The following is a 21,600-nucleotide window of genomic DNA, read 5'->3' as shown; positions in this document are numbered from 1 at the left end:
TTTTACTCCTTGTGAATAAGTTATGAACATTATAAGCACCATATATTAACTTTAGCAAATAGGGTAATTTAATTATACTTTAAATGTCATGGTAGTCTCTTCCTGCAGATACTCCAGTTCGAAACCTTTTTCAAGCAAAGGACCAAAATATTCCGCAATTGAACGAACCGGCTTCTTCATATATAAAGATTCCCTTGGTTTTGCTTTAGGATTTATATTTTCTTTCTTAATCCAATTTTGCATCATTTCTCTATCATAAATAGTATTTCAAGGGATCTACTTCTAGTTTTTGTAGAAAGAGCTTTAGCCTATCTGCATTATGATGAACAAGTTGATTCCACTCAATAGGCTCAGGCTCATAGTGTCCTATAACTTTTGAAACGAGCTTAAGACAACAAACGCAGTCAAATAAATAGTAACTCTTGCTCCTTTGTTTTCAGCTCTCATTATATAATGAGAGCCGGTGTTAAGGATGGGGGTGTTTTTTCAAAAATTTTCGCGTAATTGAGCAAGTATCCAGAACATGACGAAAAAATCTTAAAATATCCACTCGGAAAATCCTCTATAACATCATTATAATAGTAATCTAAAGCATAAAATTCATGGCTTATTGATCACTATCAGATGCTCAGCCTAAACTTTTATGATCGTTTAATGGAAGGTTATTAATATGACTATGAATAAAATCTATTTTATATATGAAAATAAATTTGAAAAATTAATTAAGGGAGAACAAGCAACGGAATAAGATACTTTAAGACCATAATTGACAGAAAATAATTTCAAAATGATTTATACAATGCAGAACGAACAAAACATGCATTTTACTTATAATTACAAACAACCTGACGAATATCATTTCAGTCTTGATTCAATTCACCTTGCGAAATTTGTTGCAACACAATTGAAATCCTATACAGATCTTGGTTCATTAAGAGTATTAGATCTCTGTGCAGGCTGCGGAGTTATTGGAATTGAACTATCATGGCATCTTCAAGCAATCCGGCAGATTGATTTTATTGAGATCCAGGATATTTATACTGAATATTTTTATCAAAACATAGCTAACGTCAATCGACCTGAATTGCAATGTCGCTGGCATCTTTTAAATTATGATGAATTACATGAAAAAAAATGGGAAGGCAAATTTGATTTGACTATCAGTAACCCACCCTATTTCCAACCAGGCCACGGAATGCTTTCGCCCTCCGAATTTAAAAATCGTTGTAGATTTTATTTAGATAGCTCTTTTCAGAGTTATATTCGAGCGCTAGAAAATTCACTTGCAATCAATGGCAAAGCATATTTTTTATTACGCCCATTAAATCATCATGGTTTAGATTTATTTTCTGATATACAAGAAATGCTACAAAAAACATCAGTAACAGTTAAAAAAATATCGCATACTCGTGGTACGGATATTATTTTATTAGAAAAACTGAAATGAATGGGAGCATTTTCATAAGGGACCGATTTTAGGCTGCTTTAACAAAGAAAATAGTTATTGGCAATTGATCATTTGCTTGCAAAAAGATAAAAATTTTATTCCTCATTGCCTCCCATACGGATACGTCTGCTTTAGATTTTGCTGCTGTTCTATAATTTAAAAAATGGATTTACTTTTGGTAATGATCATAATGTTTACTTTTAAAAATACTTTTTCAATGTTCATAATGGCAATTTTCTTATCAATTAATAACAATGTGCTTGCCTGTCAGTGCTTTAATTCATTTTTTTTGAATTCAATTTTTTCTAATAATCAGAAAATGACATGTTCCCTATCCACAGATTATGGCCGAGTCGTCAGAGTTAGTCTTTCTGACGGAAGAAATAGTGCAGTTTCTTCTATTTATGGCTGTTCGTTAAACTCTGTCAGTAGTAACATCCATAGAGATTTCTTTTATTATTCTAATGATAATGAATTGTGTGTTGAAGAAATTTTAAATGCTTGCCGCATGCTAAACATTGAAATTTATTCTTACTAAGACTGTGTGAAAATTGACTGGTTAAAAGAAAAGTTATAACCAGTTAGAAATTTTCTTTAAATTTCATGCCTGATTTATTGGGCTTTTAAAAGTAAAAGCTCCATCAGAACAAACTGACAGAGCTTTTTAAAAGTTACTAATTATCTTACGCAGTAGCTGTGGCTTTCTTCTTTTCTTTTTCTTTAGCAATTACTGCTTCAGCTACATTGTTTGGACAAGCAGCATAGTGAGAGAATTCCATTGAGAATTGACCACGACCAGAGGTAAGGGTGCGCAATGTACTGATGTAACCAAACATTTCTGAAAGAGGAACATCGGCCTTAATGCGGACACCAGCTGCACTGGGTTCTTGACCCGAGATCATACCGCGACGACGGTTCAAGTCACCAATCACATTACCTACATCCTCTTCAGTACTATAAACATCAACCTTCATGATTGGCTCAAGCAATTGTGGGGCAGCTTTGGGTATCGATTGACGAAAAGCACCCTTTGCTGCAATTTCAAATGCAATTGCCGAGGAGTCAACAGCATGGTAAGCACCATCGGTGAGATTAACTACAACATCCAATACGGGGAAACCTGCCAAGGTACCTGAGTCCATCATTGAGCGGAAGCCTTTCTCAATTGCCGGAAAGAATTCTTTAGGGACATTTCCACCCACAACGGATGTGATGAACGTGAATCCAGTATTTGGCTCGCCTGGGGAAATAGTGTAGTCGATTTTACCGTATTGACCAGCACCACCTGATTGTTTCTTGTGAGTATAGCTATCTTGAATCGATTTGGTTATGGTTTCACGATAAGCAACCTGCGGTTGGCCTACTATTAATTCAACGTCGTAAGTACGCTTCAGAATATCCACTTTAATATCAAGATGTAATTCACCCATACCACGAAGAATGGTTTCACCTGAATCTTGATCAGTTTCCACTCTAAACGTTGGATCTTCTGCAACCATCTTACCAATAGCAATAGCCATTTTTTCGGTAGCACCTTTATCTTTGGGCGTAACAGCAATAGAGATGACTGGCTCAGGGAAAACCATCGCTTCAAGTGTACACTCATGATTAGGATCGCAAAGAGTGTGGCCGGTTCGAACGTTTTTCATACCTACAATCGCTATAATGTCGCCTGCTTCAGCACTTTGCAATTCATTACGCTCATTTGCCTGCATCTCAACCATACGGCCAACACGTTCCGTTTTACCAGTAAAGGAGTTAAGAATAGTATCCCCTTTATTTAGTCTTCCTGAATAGATACGTACGAACGTTAGAGCACCAAAACGGTCATCCATGATTTTAAATGCCAAGGCACGGAATGGCTCATCAGGAGAAACGATAGCGAATTGGCCATTTGGCTCACCTTCGGCATTGGTCAAAGGTTGCGGATTAACTTCATGGGGAGCAGGTAAATAGTCAACCACTGCATCCAATAATAACTGCATTCCTTTGTTTTTAAACGCTGAACCACAATAAGTTGGGAAGAAGGCTAATTCAAGCGTACCTTTACGGATACAACGCTTAATTTCTTCTATTGAAGGTTCCTCTCCTTCTAAATAAGCCATCAGCAACTCATCATCCATTTCAAGTGCTGTTTCAATTAATTGCGCGCGATACATTTCAACGTCGTCATGCATATCGGCTGGCACATCAGTAATTTTGTAATTTTCTGGCTGACCAGATTCGTCCCAAACATACGCTTTACGAGTTAATAAATCGACAACACCTACGAAGCTGTCTTCATAGCCAATGGGCAAAGTCATAATTAAAGGATGTGCGCCCAATACTTTTTTAATTTGGTCAGTCACTTTCAAGAAGTTTGCGCCGATACGATCAAGTTTGTTTACGAAAATCAAACGAGATACTTTTGAGTTGTTCGCATAGCGCCAGTTGGTTTCTGACTGAGGCTCAACGCCGCCAGAACCACAGAATACTCCGATGCCGCCATCGAGTACCTTCAATGAACGATATACCTCTACTGTGAAGTCAACGTGTCCTGGGGTATCGATAACATTGAAACGATGACCTTTCCAGAAGCAACTTACTGCAGCGGACTGGATGGTAATACCGCGCTCCGCTTCCTGCTCCATAAAATCGGTTGTTGATTCACCATCGTGAACCTCACCTATTTTGTGGATTCTACCAGTAAGCTTAAGAATACGTTCGGTAGTGGTGGTTTTTCCGGCATCCACGTGGGCGAAGATACCAATGTTTCTATAAAGGTTTAAATCAGTCATAGCGCTCTTATAAAGTTGATGGATAAAAAATTGTCACATATTGTACAGTATTTTATCCGGATTTGCAGCAAAAACTTGTTCCATTAACCTTTTTTTTATGATTATTTCGCCTATTGGTTAAGCATAATAGCAACACTTGCTACAAAATTAAGCGTGGTAGAATACAAAGAAGAAGGATAATCGGTTAAAGGCTGAGCACAGTAAGGTCATTGTCGTTAATTTTTGGTTTCTGCTATTCTTACTTGAGATATGGTGATATTTGTTCCTTATAAATCAAATAAATCAATTCAAACCATTTTTAGATAAGTGGCGGCACTTGCAGTCTTTTTACAATCCTTCATCTTTAAAAAAGATCTGGGCTATCACCACTAAGTAGCTAATTTTTAAATATCAGTTCAATTATTCTAGACGACTTGCTTGATCTATTTCTTAATTTACAAAGTTTTGCGTAAGTCCTGTATTGAAACGATCGATGATTTCAGTGAATTCCTTATGCTGTAACGCGGATTTCAATATCTCTTCAAAAGTAGAATTATTAGTTTTAAAGATTTCCATTAACTTTAATAGCCTAGGACTAATTTTTTCTGCCTCATTAGAGTTATTTTTTTCCCAATCGATTATATAATCTTTAATGCCTTGTAACCCTAGATAAATTTCTTTTTCATCCAATAAATCAATATTTTTAATCCTTGTTAATAGATTTTGAATTAATTCCTCTGTGCCAGAATTTTTTAACAATTCATCATCCAATAATCTTGTAATAATTTCTACGTTAGATTGTCTATTGTCTGGTCTAATTTTAATAATTTTTAATTCAGATTTGATTGGAACAATAGGCTGCACAGCCATGCTTTCATCCTTATTGGATTCAGCAGTAGTGTTTGCAAGATTACCCTCACTATCAGCGATTACTCTATTAACAGGCGCCGCATCCCAGTCATCATTATCCCACTCATCAGCTATAAGCCGTCCCTCGCTATCAGCGGTCACTCTATTAACAGGCGCTGCATCCCAGTCATCATTATTCCACTCATCAGCTATAAGACGTCCTTCGCTATCAGCAATCACTCTATTAACAGGCGCTGCACCCCAGTCATCATTATCCCAGCCATCAGCTATAAACCTACCCTCACTATCTACAACTACATTGTTAAGGGCAAGCTCCCAATTATCATTTTTAAAGTCACTGCCAGGAAAAATTGATTCAGAATTGCGATCATTCAATATAACTATATTTGGATTAAAATCTTCTCCATAACCATAGTTATTCATTTCACTTAGAGATATTCCATGATAAGAAAAAGCTGCATAACGGGGCAGATCTTCTGTTACTTTTATTCTATTTTCATCTTTTTTATCGCCTTCGCTATCAATTAGCTCTTTTCTTACCTCTACCTCATCTACATATTCATAGCCTGTACTAGGTACATTTACCCAATGCGTCCATGCTATTTTACCTGTGTACTTAACTAACGCGAAGATTGGATTTGCTACCCTGGAAATTTTAAATCTCATAATAGAAATTAAATAAAAATAATGATAATTAATTATAGACCAAAACTTGCGCAAACCCCTGTAAATTGAGAGATGGACTAAGCTTCAAAAGAGCAGCAGATTAGGTCATTTTGACCAACAAGTAATTGACTTTTCGTGATTTCGTGTAAATTCTCTCATGGACTGGTTTTTTCTTAATTATTTTTACTCTTAATTTGCATTTATTAAATAACAACTATGGACCAGAAGGTCCATAACCGTCAGTATTCAAATGTAAGGAATTAGAAAAAGGCTTATTTTCCAATTTAGATGCAAATACACCTTGCATCAATAGAGCAGTAACATCCGAATGTTGTTGCTCAGTTTCAAGAGCACCAACCTCTTTTTTAAAGTAATTGGTACAGTCCAGCAAAGTTTGAGTCATTTCTTCGGAAGAATCTCCAGCATGTTTACCCGAAATAAACCGATACCAAAGATTAGGTTTTATTTCCAATAAGGTTTTCACTAGTTTTTGTGCAAAAATAGGTGGTGCTTCAGTATCTGAGAGCCCTTGAACAATACGAATAGGAATCTCATTAAAGGGCATTAATAAATCTTTATCTAAAAGATTAAATCCGTGATAAGCAAATCTAAAGAGGATGCATTCAAAAACTGCATGAGTTCTATCACTGGGGTCAATTTTTTCTGGTGGATTATGCAAATCATCTAATGATTCTTTTGTTGGACTATCATTAAAACGTTCAAACGCCGTCCACAGATATTGTGCCTTCATATCATTTTCATTAACACAAAATTGATAATAAGCATCCATCAAGCTTTGTGGTGAATTAGGGTTAATGGTCACTCCTTTTGATTGCGCATGGGACAATAAAGTATCTAAAGCCTCAGCTCCTAATTCAGGAAAACGCTCTTTGATGAGTTTTACATCATAGTATTGGCTCATTTCTTCAGGGTCATTTAAAAAAATTCCATATACAATGACGCCTTTAATACGCTGAGGATATTTGGCAGCATAATATAAAGAAAGGGTAGATCCCCAAGAGCCTCCAAAAACAAGCCATTGGCTAATATTTAAAGCATCTCTCAAATTTTCAAGATCAGCGGCCATATCATCAATCGTAAGTTTAGAGAACTGCTTTGGGTCAACTTCTGGGGATTCGATAGAAGGACATGAGCGACCGGTTCCTCGTTGATCATAAAGAATGATGTTATAGTATTCAGGATCAAACCACTGGCTATTTTCGGGACTTGAAGAACCACCAGGGCCACCATGATTATAAACAACTGTAGGTCCTAATGGATTCCCGCGTTGCTCATAATAGATATAAGTATCATCCGAAACTTTGACTAAACCCGATGAATGACATTCAGAAAGAGGATATCTCTCGATAGGCATATCTTTACCTAATAACATTTTGATATTCATTGAGTTTTGCATATTGCATAAAATGCTTCAACATGTAAAGAGCAAATTTATTGTTAATATATTTAGGATGTTTTTACAATTCATCCCCACGACCTAGCAGATTAGGACGTTTTCCACTCAAGTTATTTTCGTCCCGGCCTTATTATCATTTATGAAAGATTTTTTTTAGCCCATTTCTCAAACAAATCAGCCAATTTTATACTTCCATATTCAGAAATATGTACTTGATCACGATAGAAAGGAAGACCGTTAGTATCTATCATTGAGCATTTTTTTTCATCACAAAATAAATCATTCGGATCAAAAAAAACAACGCCTGGATTGGTTTTTGATATTGTTTTAATTACTGCTTGATTAAATGGAATGAGAGCATTCCTTTCTTTCAAATCGGATCTACATCTTGCAGCGCTGCTAAATGGTCTAATACAGCTTTTGACATCTTTTTTATTAAACATAAGATGAGGTAAAAAGACAATAACTTTTATATGATTTTTTTCCAGGAAATCTATTCTGCTTTTCAAGCGAGCCAGGTACTCTTCTGACGCACCGTATAAGCCTGCAATTATTGCATATTTTAAAGAACCAACGTTTTGTTTAATAATATTATTTATAAACTTTTCTTGATGTAGGGGCCTATCCCCCGCACAAGGAAAAGTTGGATCTAATGGCTTATCAAATAAAGGAGTTTTGCCAACTTTTGCTGCATCGCAAGTACCAATAGAAAGTATGGTCTCATTCGAGAATAGCTTATTATGTAACAACCCTGGATAAAGCTGGTTTGCAAAACTATTCCCAAGTAAAATAACAGTTGGTTTCTTGCTTTTATTCATCATACAAAACCACCATCGATAATCTTTTGCTTCATCAAAAGGATAGCGATTTAAGCAAAGATCATTTTTTGTGTATTGCCAAGCAGGGCCAACAAACTGGGCGTTTGCTTCATTAAAATTTTTCCAGAAGGGTCTATTCAGGAAACCCTCTTTACTTTTACAATAAAAACCCATTAAAGCGATCACTAACATGATTAAGATTAATAAATACACAATAAATTTTTTTTGATTTAAGCGGATTGGTTTCTCAATAAAAGAATAGGTTCCCCAGGCAAACATCATCGAGATTAAAATAATAATTAGCCCTGCTTTTATTCCTACATGTTCTCCTTTCAGAATGAATGTGAAAGAAAGAAGAGGCCAATGCCATAAATATAATGGGAAACTTATTAATCCAATCCAGATCAAAACACGACTGGATAAAATGGCTTTGTTAAACCACGCTTTAGGTCCAGCTAGAATAATCAACAAAGTTCCAAGATTAGGTAAGATTGCCCACCAACCTGGAAAAATTTTTGTTTTGTTAATAAATAAAAGGCTGATGCCGAGTAATATAAAACCCACTAGCGAGCTAACATTTTGCAAAATAGAGTGTTTCTCGTTTATATCAATCGCATTTTGCAATAGAGTTTTTCCTGATTTTAAGCGATCCTTATTCGGTACAGCCTGCTTTTTAATATTGACCCCGCCGCTTTGTTCCGTGTCTTGTTCGTGGATTGTAGTGTTCGAAACGGCAGTCGCGGATTGTTTTTTAAAGATAAAATATGCTAAAAGAGACCCTGTTATTAACTCCCAGAAACGAGTTTGCGGTGAGTAGAACGCAGCAACTAAGTCATGATGCACCACTTTAATATTGATGATTAAGGAAGCCATGAAAATAATCGACAAAACACCTGGAATAATAGGCGGCTTTTTCCAGATAAGCCATAATAATAATGGCCAAATAATATAATACTGTTCTTCAACCCCTAAAGACCAAAGATGGAGTAAAGGCTTTGTTTCAGCTAGATTATCAAAATAACCCGCTTCAAACCAAAAAGTAAAGTTCGAGAAAAATCCCGCACCGCTTAAAACGTGTTTACCTAGTTGTGCGTATTCATGGGGAAATAAAATGAACCACCCGACTATGAAACAAGCCAACAATGTAATTAGAAGAGCTGGAAAAATTCTTTTAATGCGGCGGCTATAGAATTCAAAAATATTGAAATTATTATTCGTTAAATTATTAAAAATTATACTGGAAATTAAAAAACCCGAGATCACAAAAAAAATATCAACACCGATGAAGCCTCCTTTTATCAAAGTTGGAAAAACATGGAACCCAACTACTGACAAAACAGCGATTGCTCGCAAACCATCGATATCAGGTCGATAATTGAGATGATAATTAGACATTTAATTTCCTTTTAGTGTCAAGGTAATTGCGCCATGCCTCTAAGTTATTATCTTTTCCGAAAGATTTTTTTCCACCCATTTTTGAAACAAACCGACCAATTTTATGCTTCCATACTCAGAAATATGCGCATGATCGCGATAGAAAGGAAGGCCGTTAGTATCTATCATTGAGCATTTCTTACTATCACAAAATAAATCATTCGGATCAAAAAAAACAACACTTGGATTGGTTTTTGATATTGTTTTAATTACTGCTTGATTCGATTGAATGAGAGCGTTCCTTTCTTTCAAATCGGATATGCATCCTGTAGCGCTGCTAAATGGTCTAATACAGCTTTTGACATCCTTATTAAAAAGGAGATGAGGTAAAAAGACAATAACTTTTATATGATTTTTTTCCAGAAAATCTATTCTGCTTTTCAAGCGATAAATGTAATCTTCTGACTGTAGGTTGGGTATGCCTGCAATTATTGCGTATTTTAAAGAGCCAACGTTTTGTTTAATAATATTATTTATAAACTTTTCTTGATGTAGGGGCCTATCCCCCGCACAAGGAAAGGTTGGATCCAATGGCTTATCAAATAAAGGAGTTTTGCCAACTTTTGCTGCATCGCAAGTGCCAATAGAAAGTATGGTCTCATTCGAGAATAACTTATTATGTAATAACCCAGGATAAAGCTGGTTTGCAAAACTATTCCCAAGTAAAATAACAGTTGGTTTCTTGCTTTTATTCATCATACAAAACCACCATCGATAATCTTTTGCTTCATCAAAAGGATAGCGATTTAAGCAAAGATCATTTTTTGTGTATTGCCAAGCAGGGCCAACAATCTGAGCGTTTGCTTCATTAAAATTTTTCCAGATGGGTCTATTCAGGAAACCCTCTTTACTTTTACAATAAAAACCCATTAAAGCGATCACTAACATGATTAAGATTAATAAATACACAATAAATTTTTTTTGATTTAAGCGGATTGGTTTCTCAATAAAAGAATAGGTTCCCCAGGCAAACATCATCGAGATTAAAATAATAATTAGCCCTGCTTTTATTCCTACATGTTCCCCTTTCAGAATGAATGTGAAAGAAAGAAGAGGCCAATGCCATAAATATAATGGGAAACTTATTAATCCAATCCAGATCAAAACACGACTGGATAAAATGGCTTTGTTAAACCACGCTTTAGGTCCAGCTAGAATAATCAACAAAGTTCCAAGATTAGGTAAGATTGCCCACCAACCTGGAAAAATTTTTGTTTTGTTAATAAATAAAAGGCTGATGCCGAGTAATATAAAACCCACTAGCGAGCTAACATTTTGCAAAATAGAGTGTTTCTCGTTTATATCAATCGCATTTTGCAATAGAGTTTTTCCTAACTTTAAGCGATCCTTATTCGGTACAGCTTGTTTTTCTCTGACCAAGCTATGTTCTGCGTCTTGTCCATGGAGTGAAGTAGTAGCCGAAACAGCGCTCGCGGATTGTTTTTTAAAGATAAAATACGCTAAAAAAGACCCTGCTACTAACTCCCAGAAACGAGTTTGCGGTGAGTAGAACGCAGCAACTAAGTCATGATGCACCACTCTAATATTGATGATTAAGGAAGCCATGAAAATAATCGACAAAACACCTGGAATAATAGGCGGCTTTTTCCAGATAAGCCATAATAATAATGGCCAAATAATATAATACTGCTCTTCAACCCCTAAAGACCAAAGATGGAGTAAAGGCTTTGTTTCTGCCAGATTATCAAAATAACCCGCTTCAAACCAAAAAGTAAAGTTCGAGAAAAATCCCGCACCGCTTAAAACATGTTTACCTAGTTGTGCGTATTCATGGGGAAATAAAATGAACCACCCGACTATGAAACAAGCCAACAATGTAATTAGAAGAGCTGGAAAAATTCTTTTAATGCGGCGGCTATAGAATTCAAAAATATTGAAATTATTATTCGTTAAATTATTAAAAATTATGCTGGAAATTAAAAAACCCGAGATCACAAAAAAAATATCAACACCGATGAAGCCTCCTTTTATCAAAGTTGGAAAAACATGGAACCCAACTACTGACAAAACAGCGATTGCTCGCAAACCATCGATATCAGGTCGATAATTGAGATGATAATTAGACATTTAATTTCCTTTTAGTGTCAAGGTGCTTCTGTCATATGCACATAATTAGCAGTAGATTATTCTAATTTTCAAGTTATTGGTAGATGGATTATTAGAAAAATTACATAATCTCTATGGGGTCACAAACTTTTTTTCAAATTTTTTCACACATTCACACCTCAGTCCCGTCCCTAAGAACCTATCTATTACCCACTGCAGTGAATAAGAGCTCATGTTTCATGTTTCTCGAGTATTAAGAATATCTCGCAATTCATCATCATAAAATGCACCTACCGAGCAAGCTCCCAATCCACGTGCTTGGGCGGCAAGATAGGTTGTTTCTCCGCCTATGCTAGATTCTAAATTGGCGTACCGGTAATCTCTTTCTCCGTGTAGCAATCCTATCCGACTGAGATCAACGCTCCAGAAAATAACAAAGGCGGCTCATTCAAGAAGCACCTGAGAAAGCCCGGCTTGATATATTTCTTTTGAGAAATCACCCTCTCTAATTTTCTCTAAAGTGGCTCTTTCAGGAATATACCAATAAACGCCTTTGCTTAAATCTTTACCTTAGAGACTATAACGAATAGTTCAATGCGACTGCCATCTTCAACATTATGTGGATTTCCAAGAAGGACAAAGGACTGGCGGATTACGCCTGAAAAATCATCAGGGCTAATCTTTCGGTTAAAAAACCTGAGACCAAAAACAGCGCTACGAGAGAGATCTCCCTGGTGGTGGATATACTTTCCTTCTGTGGTAAACCAGATTCGATAACCACTCGATATTTCCAGGTTATTCTCAATAAGAGGGATTGTTGCTGGGCTAATAAATTCATACACGATCATCGTTATCACAGAATAAGCAATTAGCATTATGATAATTAAAAAGATTTTTTTACCCATGGCTTCCATTGAGTATGTGTTTTATCAAGCAGAACAGAGGGACTATTTTTTTAGCCAGTTAGAAACCAGAGGAAGTTGAAACCAAAGATGAATAGAAACTAAAGATAGCAAACAATAACCAAACAAATAATATAAATCAAAAGCGAGCAAGCCGATGCGCGCTACCCAGAATAGCCCCAACCAAGCTGTAGTGAGTAAATAAAAAATTAAATAGATTGCCGAGATCATATTTATGTAGCTTCTTTTCATTGGTTTCCCGATAAAGGCTCGTATAAATAAGTAAATGATCATCAACATAATAGGAAGATAAAACCAAAAGAATTTTCCATAATATCTATGAGCTCCGAAATTTAACGACAAAAATAACTTATCTCATGTAGTTATACTTCATTAAGAGGCAGCTGTCATTGTGAACCTAGTGAAGCAATTCAGATCGATCTTTGAATAAATACATCTCTTTACTTAATCTTAGGAGTAAAATCGAGCTCATAAATCTTATGAGATGTAAAAGCATTATTAACAAAGACCCGCCAATCAATAGAACACTTTAATTGGTCAGTATTGATTGAATAATAACTATTTTTTTCATCTTTAGTTCGCAAACAAGATGTTGAACCGGCGTGCAGTAGTGCACATTGCTCACCTTGATTTTTGGTAATTAGTGTTAAATTGGCATAATGAAGATGGCCTGTGCAAACGATATGAATAGGACTTTCTTTTAAATAATCTATAAATTCTTCCGCATTATTTAAGGGATGATGCATCCCTGAAAAATATTTAAGATTATGATGAAAAAATAGAATGTTTAATTGTTTTGAGGTACATGAAAAATGATTTTTTATACGCCCTAAGGTTTTTTGACTTAACCTACCATCTTTAATCTGATACGGAGTAGCACTATTAACCCCCAGAATATTTACTTCTTTATTATTAAAACTTACCTCCAACTGAGCAGAAATATATTCTTTGTAGCGTTTAAATGGATGTAAAAAACGGTAAATGGGATTATCAAAAGGAATATCATGATTGCCTGGAACAATAAGCAGAGGCATAGTTAAGCGCTGCAGGAATCCTAATAATTGTTTATATTGCTCAGAGCGAGCTCTCTGCGTTAAGTCTCCGGATATAATAATAACATCGGGATTCAATAAAGTTAGATCTTCCAGCAAAGACTCAATAATCTCAGGATTATGCATTCCAAAATGAAGATCGGAAATGTGTATTATTTTCATGATGAACTCTTTAAAAGAGTTAAAGAGCGAGATAATGTTCGATAATACAATGGAGTTTTTGTCTTGATGGTATCGCCATCCAGAGAGATTGTAATTTCTTTCTCATTTTTAAAATGGATTTCAATAGGATGTTTTGATTGAATTCGTTCAAAGAGATTTTTACTGCAAAATATACTTTGGATTATTTTAAATATTTGTATTTTTCCCTGTTTAAAATAATAAAGACCGAGCAAGGCTTTGTGGAAACTCTCTCTTTTAATTGTTGCTGGAAACTTATAACAATATATGTTATTACTGACCATCAAAAAAGAAGTGTGTAATGATAAATCTAGATTTTTGCTTTTTACAGTTAAAGTAAAGACTGGATGTTTTTTTAAACTCTCGATAAAACCAGGTATGTAGCTTAACCATTTGTTATAGTTCTTATTATACTGCTCTCGTTTGTCGGCAAATTTTGGATAAAAACCAATGGAAGAGTTATTAATAAAAATATTATCATTGACCTCAGCTAAGTCGATTTTAATTGTATGAAGTTTTTTCAAACTAGCAACTATCTCTTGAACACCACTAGGTAAACCAAGTTCCTTAGCAAAATGGTTAAGAGTGCCTAAGGGAATTACCCCTAAAATTATTGACGTATGGACGCAATAATGAGCTGCTGTTCGTATTGTCCCATCTCCTCCACCAATCAAAATAACTTTATATTTATTAATACATTTCTTTATTGTTTTTGGCAAATTTTTTGGTGTGGTCTCATAGAGAATATAAGAAATATTCGCACCTTTTAACCCCTCTAAATAGAGTATGGCTTTAGAGGAATTTTTGGCCATTTTATTTATAATAACAGCAATAGTATCCATCTATTCTCCTTTTGCTGTTAGAAAAAGAGAAATGCGATTTCTTTGTCACATATCTAATTTCTCATAACCAGATTGCTAAAATCTGAAATAAATGATCTTCTATAAAGTAATAGATTTCTTTTTGAATTAGTCAATAATTTTGTCACAAATAAAGCACATCATAAGGAAAGGTCCAACCGCCGTATTTAAATCCACCAGTAGGCTCCTCTTCCGGGCCGCCGGGAGCTTGCATCACACCGTCAAGAGTTATAAATGATAGGATAACTAATTTTCTCATATTGTTTATTTTCCCTCATAAGCTCGCTTAAGCGTTGCGATATCGAATTTCTTCATTGGTAAAAATGCTTGTATTACATGGTCAATCTGTTTACGAGTGCCATTTTTCATCATTTCATCCATAGCTGTAGGAACTACCTGCCATGAGAGGCCATATTTGTCCTTAAGCCAGCCACACTGCTCTGCTTCCGGTATAGCAGAGAGCTTCCCCCAGTAATAATCAATTTCTTCCTGAGTTTCGCAATTCACGATGAATGATATCGCTTCGTTAAAAGCAAAATTATGATTTTGAGCGCTCTCCATTGCAGCGAACCACTTGCCTGAAAGTATAAAATCGGCAAATGCAATTGTCCCTTCTTTTTCCGAGGCTTGATCCGAACCATAATGAGTAACATCGCCCCATCTTGAGTTTTTAAATACCGACATATAGAAATTGATAGCCTCTTCTGCTTTACCGCACACATTCCCGACGAACAGAAGCGATGGAATGATATGAGGGCGTTCTTCGCTCCCACTATCTGAAAGAATAAGTTGCCATGAAAGACCGTATTTATCCTGAACCCAACCATAGCGTTTGCTGAAATGATATTCTTGAAGCGGCATAAGCACCGTGCCTTTGCTAAGCAACTTGTTCCATAATATATCGAGTTTTTCTCTGGCATCCTTTCCCTCTGCGCGATTAAAATTTACGAGAAATGAAACCGAGGGATTGAATTTGAAAAGAGGTCCTGCGCTGATCGCCATAAAAGACTGGCCTGAAAGCTCAAAAGAAACAAGGTCACAATCTCCCGATGGTGTGTTATGAAGTGTTGTGATATTCGTAATTTTCGAGTCAGGAAACAAAGAAATATAGAACTCGACCGCTTCCCTAGCCTCCTTATCAAACCATAAATGCGGTGTTATCTTATCCATGTATCGTGTCCCTTTCAATTTTGTTTACTGCAGTGCTTCATTCATCCTTCTAACTTCAGCAGGACTCTTTTTAATTAATTTATCCTACTCTGAGTAGATTATCTTAAGCAAGCATTTCCCATTTATAAGCAAGATTACGCTTACTAGCACATTTAAAAGTCTTTCTCCAAGGATGATTATTTGTTCTTCTTCGTATCTGTCGATTTCAGAATTTAGTACCCTCGAATTGCTCATTAATAAATTATTTGAACTCTACTTTCATTTTATTGAAAACAAACATCGGATTAACTATGATTAAATAGTTATCACAATTTAAGGATTTTTCACATGCCAAACAGTATTGTTCCCTTCCGCGTAGATTTTGAGAAGGATGGTACTTCAGTTTCATCTAGGGCTCAGGCAATTAAAATTTTGGATGAAGTAGCGAGATTACATGCTAATGGAGCTAAAACGGTTGGGATCACTTATTCTGCCAATAAAGATCAAACAGATAAAATTATAGATATCTACAACAAAGGGGGTTGGAAAACCGGTACAAGTGGAGCTAATCAGGCAACTGTAATATCCGAAATCGAGCAGCTACTCACTGAGCCAAAATATAAACATTTACAGAGTGTATACCGGACAGTTCCTATTACCACGATGGAATACGACAGCAAAGGAAAACCAGCACCCGCTAAAGATACTGCAGTAAAGCAAAGTCTTGACCATGCTTCTAAATTTATGGAGAGTGGAGGCGTGTTACTCGGCTGGACTAATCAAAAAACCCCTCCAGGAAAGTTGGCAATTGGTGGTGGTGTGGCTGCTGGCGTGCAAACACCGGGTCAAAAACAAATGATTAACGATTGGGTAAAGAACAATCTACCACCTCCCTCTTTAGAAGACGATATACCATTAACACCTCCCAAGAAAACAGTATCCGAGACCTCTCAGCTACAGGCGCTGCAAATGCTTGAAAAAGAAGAATCTGCGCGTAAGAAAAAGAGTACTAGTGTTCAAAGTGAACAAACTGAAGCTTTGCTTGAGGCCTATAAAAAACATTGTGGGGAAGAATGGTTTAAGAATAACCCCCCTCAGAAAAATGATGAGGGTCGATTAAACCTATCTTTTAAATCCGATGAAGACATGGCTGACTTTTTTAAAAAGCAAGCTGATTCAGGAAAAAGTTTTATTATGATTGATGAAAAAACGAATAAAGTCATTGCCTTTTCTAATGGTGATGGAAAACTCTATAGGCCAGGAAAAGAAGGCCCGCAAGAGATTACCGATAAGTCCATAATGCCCAAAGAAAGTGACATGAAGGATCTTCCCGATCTCGATGGTTTTAAAATTCCGGCAAAAGAAACAACACAAGAGTCCAATACTCAGCTTCAACAAGTATAATACGCATAGACCGTTTGCTTGCAAACGGCAACGCTACTTTCATTCAACTAGCATGGGGAGTGCAGATATTCCTTAAATGAAGTTAATGCAAACGATAAAAAGGGTTCGTCTTAATTAGATTCTCTTGCGAAATAATGATGTGTCATCTATTTTCTCCAGCAAGCCTGGTTGCTTGCAACCTAATTTGCTGATCTTTTTCTCCAAACCAAAACTCAGAATAAAATCCTATGACACTAGGCTCTATCAAGGCTACGGCCTCTTGGAAATGCATTAGTTACTAAAGTGAATTAAGAATTAATTAATATTTAATTGATATAGTTTAATGAATTTTATAGGAGTCAATTATGATGAAAATATTAATTACTTATCTTTTTTCTTTAATGTTTTTTTCTCTATCTTTTGCAGCAAAACCAACTGATCTTGTTTTGCTACTACGTGTCAATTCAGCTGATAAAACAAAAATTTATGATCAATTTGTAAAGGATACAATTATTGCAAAAGATAATAATACAAATAAAACGAACATGCCTAACTATCATGTTACGGTGGGATGGATTGAAAATGGAAAAAGTGATAAAAATTTAGAGAAGATGATAAAAAATGAATTAAAAACTGAATCACCTATAAACTATTTTTTTGGAGAAGCTGGTATTTACCAAGTATCGCCATCATGTCCTAAGCCGGCACCGAACAATAAAAAATGTACTCGTAATGCTATTGTATTGTTTCCAGATGAGCCCACTAAAAATGAGTTAAAAAATATTAATTTGAAATTGAATTTATTACTTAAAAAATATAATCAGGACTATCATACAAATTTCAAAATGTATGCGGATATTATTCCAGAAAATTATACCCCCCATATCTCTCTAGCAGCTACCAAACAAGTTCTCCCAAAAAATAGAGAAAAAGCAGTAATTCAATTAAATGATAAAATAAAAGACAGTAGCTTTAAATATACTCAAATAAAATAAATTCCTGAATCACCCACGAAGACTATGATAACCGCAGAGAAAAGGACAATTGGAGCACAATTTGCTCCCCCTTCTTTGAGCCTAAGCTATAAATATGCACCACCTTTGTAATCAGTCTTACCCCCATTATTTTTATAGCTTGCTGAAGTCATGATTTATTAAGTGACTGCAATTCTCTTATAAAATTCGTTGCGAGCCTCAAGCCTTCAGCTAATTTATTATGAATTTCTGGATGCATATTTTGATCTTGGGCTTCCATTTCATTGCGTAAATCAAGAGCCATTTCTTCAAGTAAATGAATTTTTTCTTCTTTACTTATATTTCGATGATAAATTTCTAATACTTCTGCATCCCTGTCCATATTTGCATCCTTTATGTTCATTGATTTGTATCAATTATAGTACAAAGAACTCAATAGTCTGCTTTAAAACATCTGCATCATTTATATGGACAGCAAATTGGTAATAAAATGTAGTATCATAACAGAGGTGCAATCATCCATGACCAAATTGCCTTCGTTTAGGCGATTCTAGTTCATCAGCTATCTCATCATCGTCATGTTTTCTCTTCATCACCCGCATATTAAAAAATGAAGGCTGCTTTGCTGATTGAAACTCCTGCTGTAAACGTGGAGGTAAAGTAGCTACAGGCTCTAGCTCTTCTGCTTGGGGGATACAAAATTGTTCTAGCGGGAGTAAAAGCAATTCCTCTGGCAACGCGAGATCGTCGACCAACACGGGTGGGGTCGTATTGTCGAAAAACTCCATCATTTTTTCAAGTTCTTGCTCATCAATGACTAGTTGAGAAGAAGAGAACATTTCGTTTTCTAAAAATAAAAGATCCGTATCAAGTACTAAAGGCGATAAATCAACAGGAGGCATTGGAGCCTGAGTTAATTCTTCAGATGAATAACCCTCTCTAACTCCTATCAATTTTTTTAGTTTTTCATCTAAAATTCTTTGATTAATAATCTGCACTTGTTTTGCAATTTCAGGAAGATAGGTAGTTAAAGTTCTTTCTTGATAAGCAACTAAATCAAAATCAGAACCAAAAGGAGGATTAAAAACCTGCAATCCACATTGATTAGGAATAATGTTTAATAAAGAGTACTTTTTTACCCATTTGGGGAGGTCTTTGGGATTAAATACAAATTTTTGCTCTACAGGTCGATCTTTATTTTCCTTATCATAAAAAACAGGGGCAGGATCAACATGCAAAGTTGATGGGCATATTTTGGCGTCATCAATAAGTTGTATTGAGTTCGAGATTACAAGTTGATCAACCTGTATCGGTATTAAAAAATGAGACGTATCAGTAGGAAAATTTGGCTCAAGTTGTTGCATGAATAAATTTTTAGCATGTTTAAATTTATGATCAAGGCAAATATCAATCACTTGTACGTATTTAGCGCCACCAACAGTTTCTATTTCAAATATACTGTTGTTAGAAATAAGTTCTTGATTACTTCCTACTATATAGGAAGAAACCTCGGAGGCGGGATAGTTTGTTTGTGAAAAATTTATTAAACCTGGATATGTTACATCAACAGAAGAGGCAGTGCTTTTAAAAATAGCACGTATTTGAGAATTTGCCCCGCATGTCACATAAAGAGTGCAATTTAATATTTTTCCATTACTATCAAGAATTGGAAAAGAACTTAAGCATACATGTACATTATCTAATGAGTTTGTTGCTAAATGCTGAATTTTTTCAATTAATAAATTAAATTTATCTATAGTGATATATTCCTTGCCATATAAAGCAAACTCATATAAAGAAAGCCGTGTGATTGTATTTTTATATTGTTCTTGTAAGTAAAATTTACCATTTTTCTCGATGCAATAAGCTTGTCGGTGATAGTCATTAGCTAGATCAAATAAAAATTCAACATATTCCGCTAATCGTGAATACATATCTAAAAAGGAATAGGGATTTGTATGTAGACCAGCTTCTCCTTGTGAGAAAAATGAACTTTGCGGATAGATTACTAAGTCACGTATAGTTATATCTGCATTTTCCCTTTGTTCTCTTTTTTTATAAAACGATCGGAGTTGCTCTTCAAAAAAAGATATAGACGACATTGTTTTCAATAGAGTTAAATTTATGGCAAATTTTAACCCATAAAGGAATTTAAATAAACACAAAGTTGCTAATTTAGAGCTCCCAGGGAAAAATAAAACTTGTAGATTAGCTCTGTTAAACTTAGCATTTATAAATAGCATATCCAAATCGCTCCCAATTCAATGCTTCATTCGGAGCGGTTGTCGCCTCTTTGGTGCTGGTTGTTACCATCCGCAACCACCCGACAGCATTTTGATGGACATTGCTCGCTGCATCATGTCTTGTGGCGACTCACGCAATCTTCTGGATCTGGATCGCTCGGTGAACGTTGCGCTTGTGCCACACTATCACCCGAGACGCTTCCTCCTGATTGGACGCGTTTGCGAGACCAATGGGAATTTGCCCACGCTTCACGGGCGATTCTTCAGATTATTGCGCTTGCTGCGTTGGTGATTTCTATTCTTATTGAACTGCCACAGAGAGTGCGCCATACTGAGCAAGGGTAATCTGTATGGCTATCATTCGGCGCTGCCTGGATTAATACTAGTAATAACGTGCGCGCCTTAATAATAGGGCAACAACTTTATCTAGTATAGATATAGATAAATTGAACTATAATTAATCAAATAGATCTTTTTCAGGAGCCCCTCATGTTAAACCCATCAATTAGAGAATACATGCATAGTCATGATATTGCATATAAGACTATCAGCCACCCTAGAGCATATACAGCATCACAATGTGCACAAGCAGCACATATTAAAGGAAACTGTTTTGCTAAATCTATAGTTGTCAAATTGGATGGAAAATTTGCACTAGTAGCAATTCCCGCCCATGCTCGTCTGGATTTAAACCTATTAAAAAAAGAAACTCACACAAAGCGTGCAGAAATTGCTAAAGAATTTGAGTTTCAAGACAAATTTACAGACTGTGAAGTTGGAGCGATACCATTGTTTGGCGAACTTTATGGTATGGATGTCTATCTTGCGGATAGTCTTGCACATAAAGAATGGCTTGTTTTTAATGCGGGTAATCATACTCAACTTCTAAAAATCAAAAGTGAAGATTTTTTAAATTTAGTGCATCCAAAAACTTTATCGCAATGTTAAATACACTACTTAAGCGAGACAACGAGTAGACTGTGAGTTAGTATGAAAATAAAACCTTTAAAGTGTTTTCCAATTTTCATGCGCTAAATTATGAAGTCTTGTGATTTCATCCTAATTCTTTTCATGCGGATGAAGCAGTTTCCTTATGATTCAAAATCTATCCTCTTTACTCCTCCTCTACTAAGACAAATACTTAAGGCTAATAGTGCTATAGAATGAGATATTTTGCTGAAAATTGCACAACATAAATAATTTAATGTAAAAATAAAAACTTAGAGACTATACGTTAAGTGAATACAAACTGAGTAGAAAGTGTAATTGGTTCCAAGATACTCTGCCACAAGGCGTAGGACCAAATAATGGCTATAATTAATACATAGTAACTTATAAAAATATGACCGCTCTAATTACTT

The 21,600-nt window shown here is 35.5% G+C and carries 20 protein-coding genes; 5 read left to right on the top strand and 15 right to left on the bottom strand.

What is annotated here, in order from left to right; genetic code table 11:
* Positions 1 to 72: 72 nt before the first annotated feature.
* The gene (locus DY223_RS19465) at positions 73 to 246 is read right to left on the bottom strand and encodes a hypothetical protein (protein ID WP_235810505.1); all 174 of its coding nucleotides are present in this window, start codon (positions 244 to 246) and stop codon (positions 73 to 75) included.
* 541 nt (positions 247 to 787) lie between these two features.
* Here DY223_RS19465 and DY223_RS07565 point away from each other — a divergent pair.
* Entirely contained in the window at positions 788 to 1,447 is a 660-nt protein-coding gene (locus DY223_RS07565; protein ID WP_115684355.1) for a methyltransferase, read from the top strand.
* Positions 1,448 to 2,130: 683 nt separating this feature from the next.
* On the opposite strand, the gene fusA is transcribed toward DY223_RS07565, so the two are convergent.
* The 12 genes from fusA to DY223_RS07505 form a co-directional block, all read right to left on the bottom strand.
* Positions 2,131 to 4,224 carry an elongation factor G gene (gene fusA / locus DY223_RS07560; protein ID WP_058459354.1) on the bottom strand — a complete coding sequence of 698 codons (2,094 nt, stop codon included), beginning with the start codon at positions 4,222 to 4,224 and terminating at the stop codon, positions 2,131 to 2,133.
* A gap of 429 nt (positions 4,225 to 4,653) precedes the next feature.
* Positions 4,654 to 5,739 (bottom strand): hypothetical protein, encoded by a 1,086-nt coding sequence (locus DY223_RS07555; RefSeq protein ID WP_131744499.1) that lies wholly within the window; start codon positions 5,737 to 5,739, stop codon positions 4,654 to 4,656.
* Positions 5,740 to 5,953: 214 nt separating this feature from the next.
* Positions 5,954 to 7,144, bottom strand: a complete 1,191-nt coding sequence (locus DY223_RS07550) for an alpha/beta fold hydrolase (protein ID WP_160116278.1) — start codon at positions 7,142 to 7,144, stop codon at positions 5,954 to 5,956.
* A gap of 149 nt (positions 7,145 to 7,293) precedes the next feature.
* On the bottom strand, positions 7,294 to 9,369 hold the full coding sequence (locus tag DY223_RS07545) for an acyltransferase family protein (protein WP_115684298.1): 2,076 nt from the start codon (positions 9,367 to 9,369) through the stop codon (positions 7,294 to 7,296).
* Between the two features lie 39 nt (positions 9,370 to 9,408).
* Complete coding sequence (locus DY223_RS07540) at positions 9,409 to 11,496, bottom strand: acyltransferase family protein (RefSeq protein WP_115684297.1); 2,088 nt, start codon at positions 11,494 to 11,496, stop codon at positions 9,409 to 9,411.
* Positions 11,497 to 11,712: 216 nt separating this feature from the next.
* A complete protein-coding gene (locus tag DY223_RS19800; RefSeq protein WP_082642439.1) occupies positions 11,713 to 11,907 on the bottom strand; it encodes a nitroreductase family protein in 195 nt (64 codons plus the stop codon).
* Positions 11,908 to 12,032: 125 nt separating this feature from the next.
* The gene (locus DY223_RS07530; protein ID WP_058459350.1) at positions 12,033 to 12,380 is read right to left on the bottom strand and encodes a hypothetical protein; all 348 of its coding nucleotides are present in this window, start codon (positions 12,378 to 12,380) and stop codon (positions 12,033 to 12,035) included.
* 42 nt (positions 12,381 to 12,422) lie between these two features.
* On the bottom strand, positions 12,423 to 12,629 hold the full coding sequence (locus DY223_RS07525) for a hypothetical protein (RefSeq protein WP_131744453.1): 207 nt from the start codon (positions 12,627 to 12,629) through the stop codon (positions 12,423 to 12,425).
* A 209-nt stretch (positions 12,630 to 12,838) separates the two neighbouring features.
* Positions 12,839 to 13,612, bottom strand: coding sequence for a metallophosphoesterase family protein (locus DY223_RS07520; protein ID WP_058459348.1), 774 nt, complete (start codon positions 13,610 to 13,612; stop codon positions 12,839 to 12,841).
* Positions 13,609 to 14,472 carry a diacylglycerol/lipid kinase family protein gene (locus tag DY223_RS07515; protein ID WP_058459347.1) on the bottom strand — a complete coding sequence of 288 codons (864 nt, stop codon included), beginning with the start codon at positions 14,470 to 14,472 and terminating at the stop codon, positions 13,609 to 13,611. The genes DY223_RS07520 and DY223_RS07515 overlap by 4 nt, the downstream gene beginning before the upstream one ends.
* Before the next feature lie 142 nt (positions 14,473 to 14,614).
* On the bottom strand, positions 14,615 to 14,749 hold the full coding sequence (locus DY223_RS19460) for a hypothetical protein (protein WP_259293083.1): 135 nt from the start codon (positions 14,747 to 14,749) through the stop codon (positions 14,615 to 14,617).
* 5 nt (positions 14,750 to 14,754) lie between these two features.
* Positions 14,755 to 15,660: a VOC family protein gene (locus DY223_RS07505; protein ID WP_058459346.1), complete on the bottom strand. Its 906-nt coding sequence runs from the start codon at positions 15,658 to 15,660 to the stop codon at positions 14,755 to 14,757.
* A 327-nt stretch (positions 15,661 to 15,987) separates the two neighbouring features.
* On the opposite strand from DY223_RS07505, the gene DY223_RS07500 reads away from it, so the two are divergent.
* Both DY223_RS07500 and DY223_RS07495 read left to right on the top strand, forming a co-directional pair.
* On the top strand, positions 15,988 to 17,043 hold the full coding sequence (locus DY223_RS07500) for a hypothetical protein (protein WP_058459345.1): 1,056 nt from the start codon (positions 15,988 to 15,990) through the stop codon (positions 17,041 to 17,043).
* Between the two features lie 344 nt (positions 17,044 to 17,387).
* Complete coding sequence (locus tag DY223_RS07495) at positions 17,388 to 18,017, top strand: hypothetical protein (protein WP_058459344.1); 630 nt, start codon at positions 17,388 to 17,390, stop codon at positions 18,015 to 18,017.
* A gap of 148 nt (positions 18,018 to 18,165) precedes the next feature.
* Here the strand turns inward: DY223_RS07495 and DY223_RS07490 are convergent, their stop codons facing one another.
* Positions 18,166 to 18,378, bottom strand: a complete 213-nt coding sequence (locus tag DY223_RS07490; protein ID WP_058459343.1) for a hypothetical protein — start codon at positions 18,376 to 18,378, stop codon at positions 18,166 to 18,168.
* 133 nt (positions 18,379 to 18,511) lie between these two features.
* The gene (locus DY223_RS07485; RefSeq protein WP_131744452.1) at positions 18,512 to 20,098 is read right to left on the bottom strand and encodes a hypothetical protein; all 1,587 of its coding nucleotides are present in this window, start codon (positions 20,096 to 20,098) and stop codon (positions 18,512 to 18,514) included.
* Positions 20,099 to 20,299: 201 nt separating this feature from the next.
* Here DY223_RS07485 and DY223_RS07480 point away from each other — a divergent pair, with 201 nt between their 5' ends.
* Both DY223_RS07480 and DY223_RS07475 read left to right on the top strand, forming a co-directional pair.
* Complete coding sequence (locus DY223_RS07480) at positions 20,300 to 20,584, top strand: hypothetical protein (RefSeq protein ID WP_058459341.1); 285 nt, start codon at positions 20,300 to 20,302, stop codon at positions 20,582 to 20,584.
* Between the two features lie 144 nt (positions 20,585 to 20,728).
* Entirely contained in the window at positions 20,729 to 21,187 is a 459-nt protein-coding gene (locus DY223_RS07475) for an aminoacyl-tRNA deacylase (protein ID WP_058459340.1), read from the top strand.
* Positions 21,188 to 21,600: the final 413 nt, after the last annotated feature.

This window comes from Legionella bozemanae, assembly GCF_900450575.1.
Classification (GTDB): domain Bacteria; phylum Pseudomonadota; class Gammaproteobacteria; order Legionellales; family Legionellaceae; genus Legionella; species Legionella bozemanae.
This window is presented reverse-complemented; position numbering and strand designations above follow the sequence as displayed.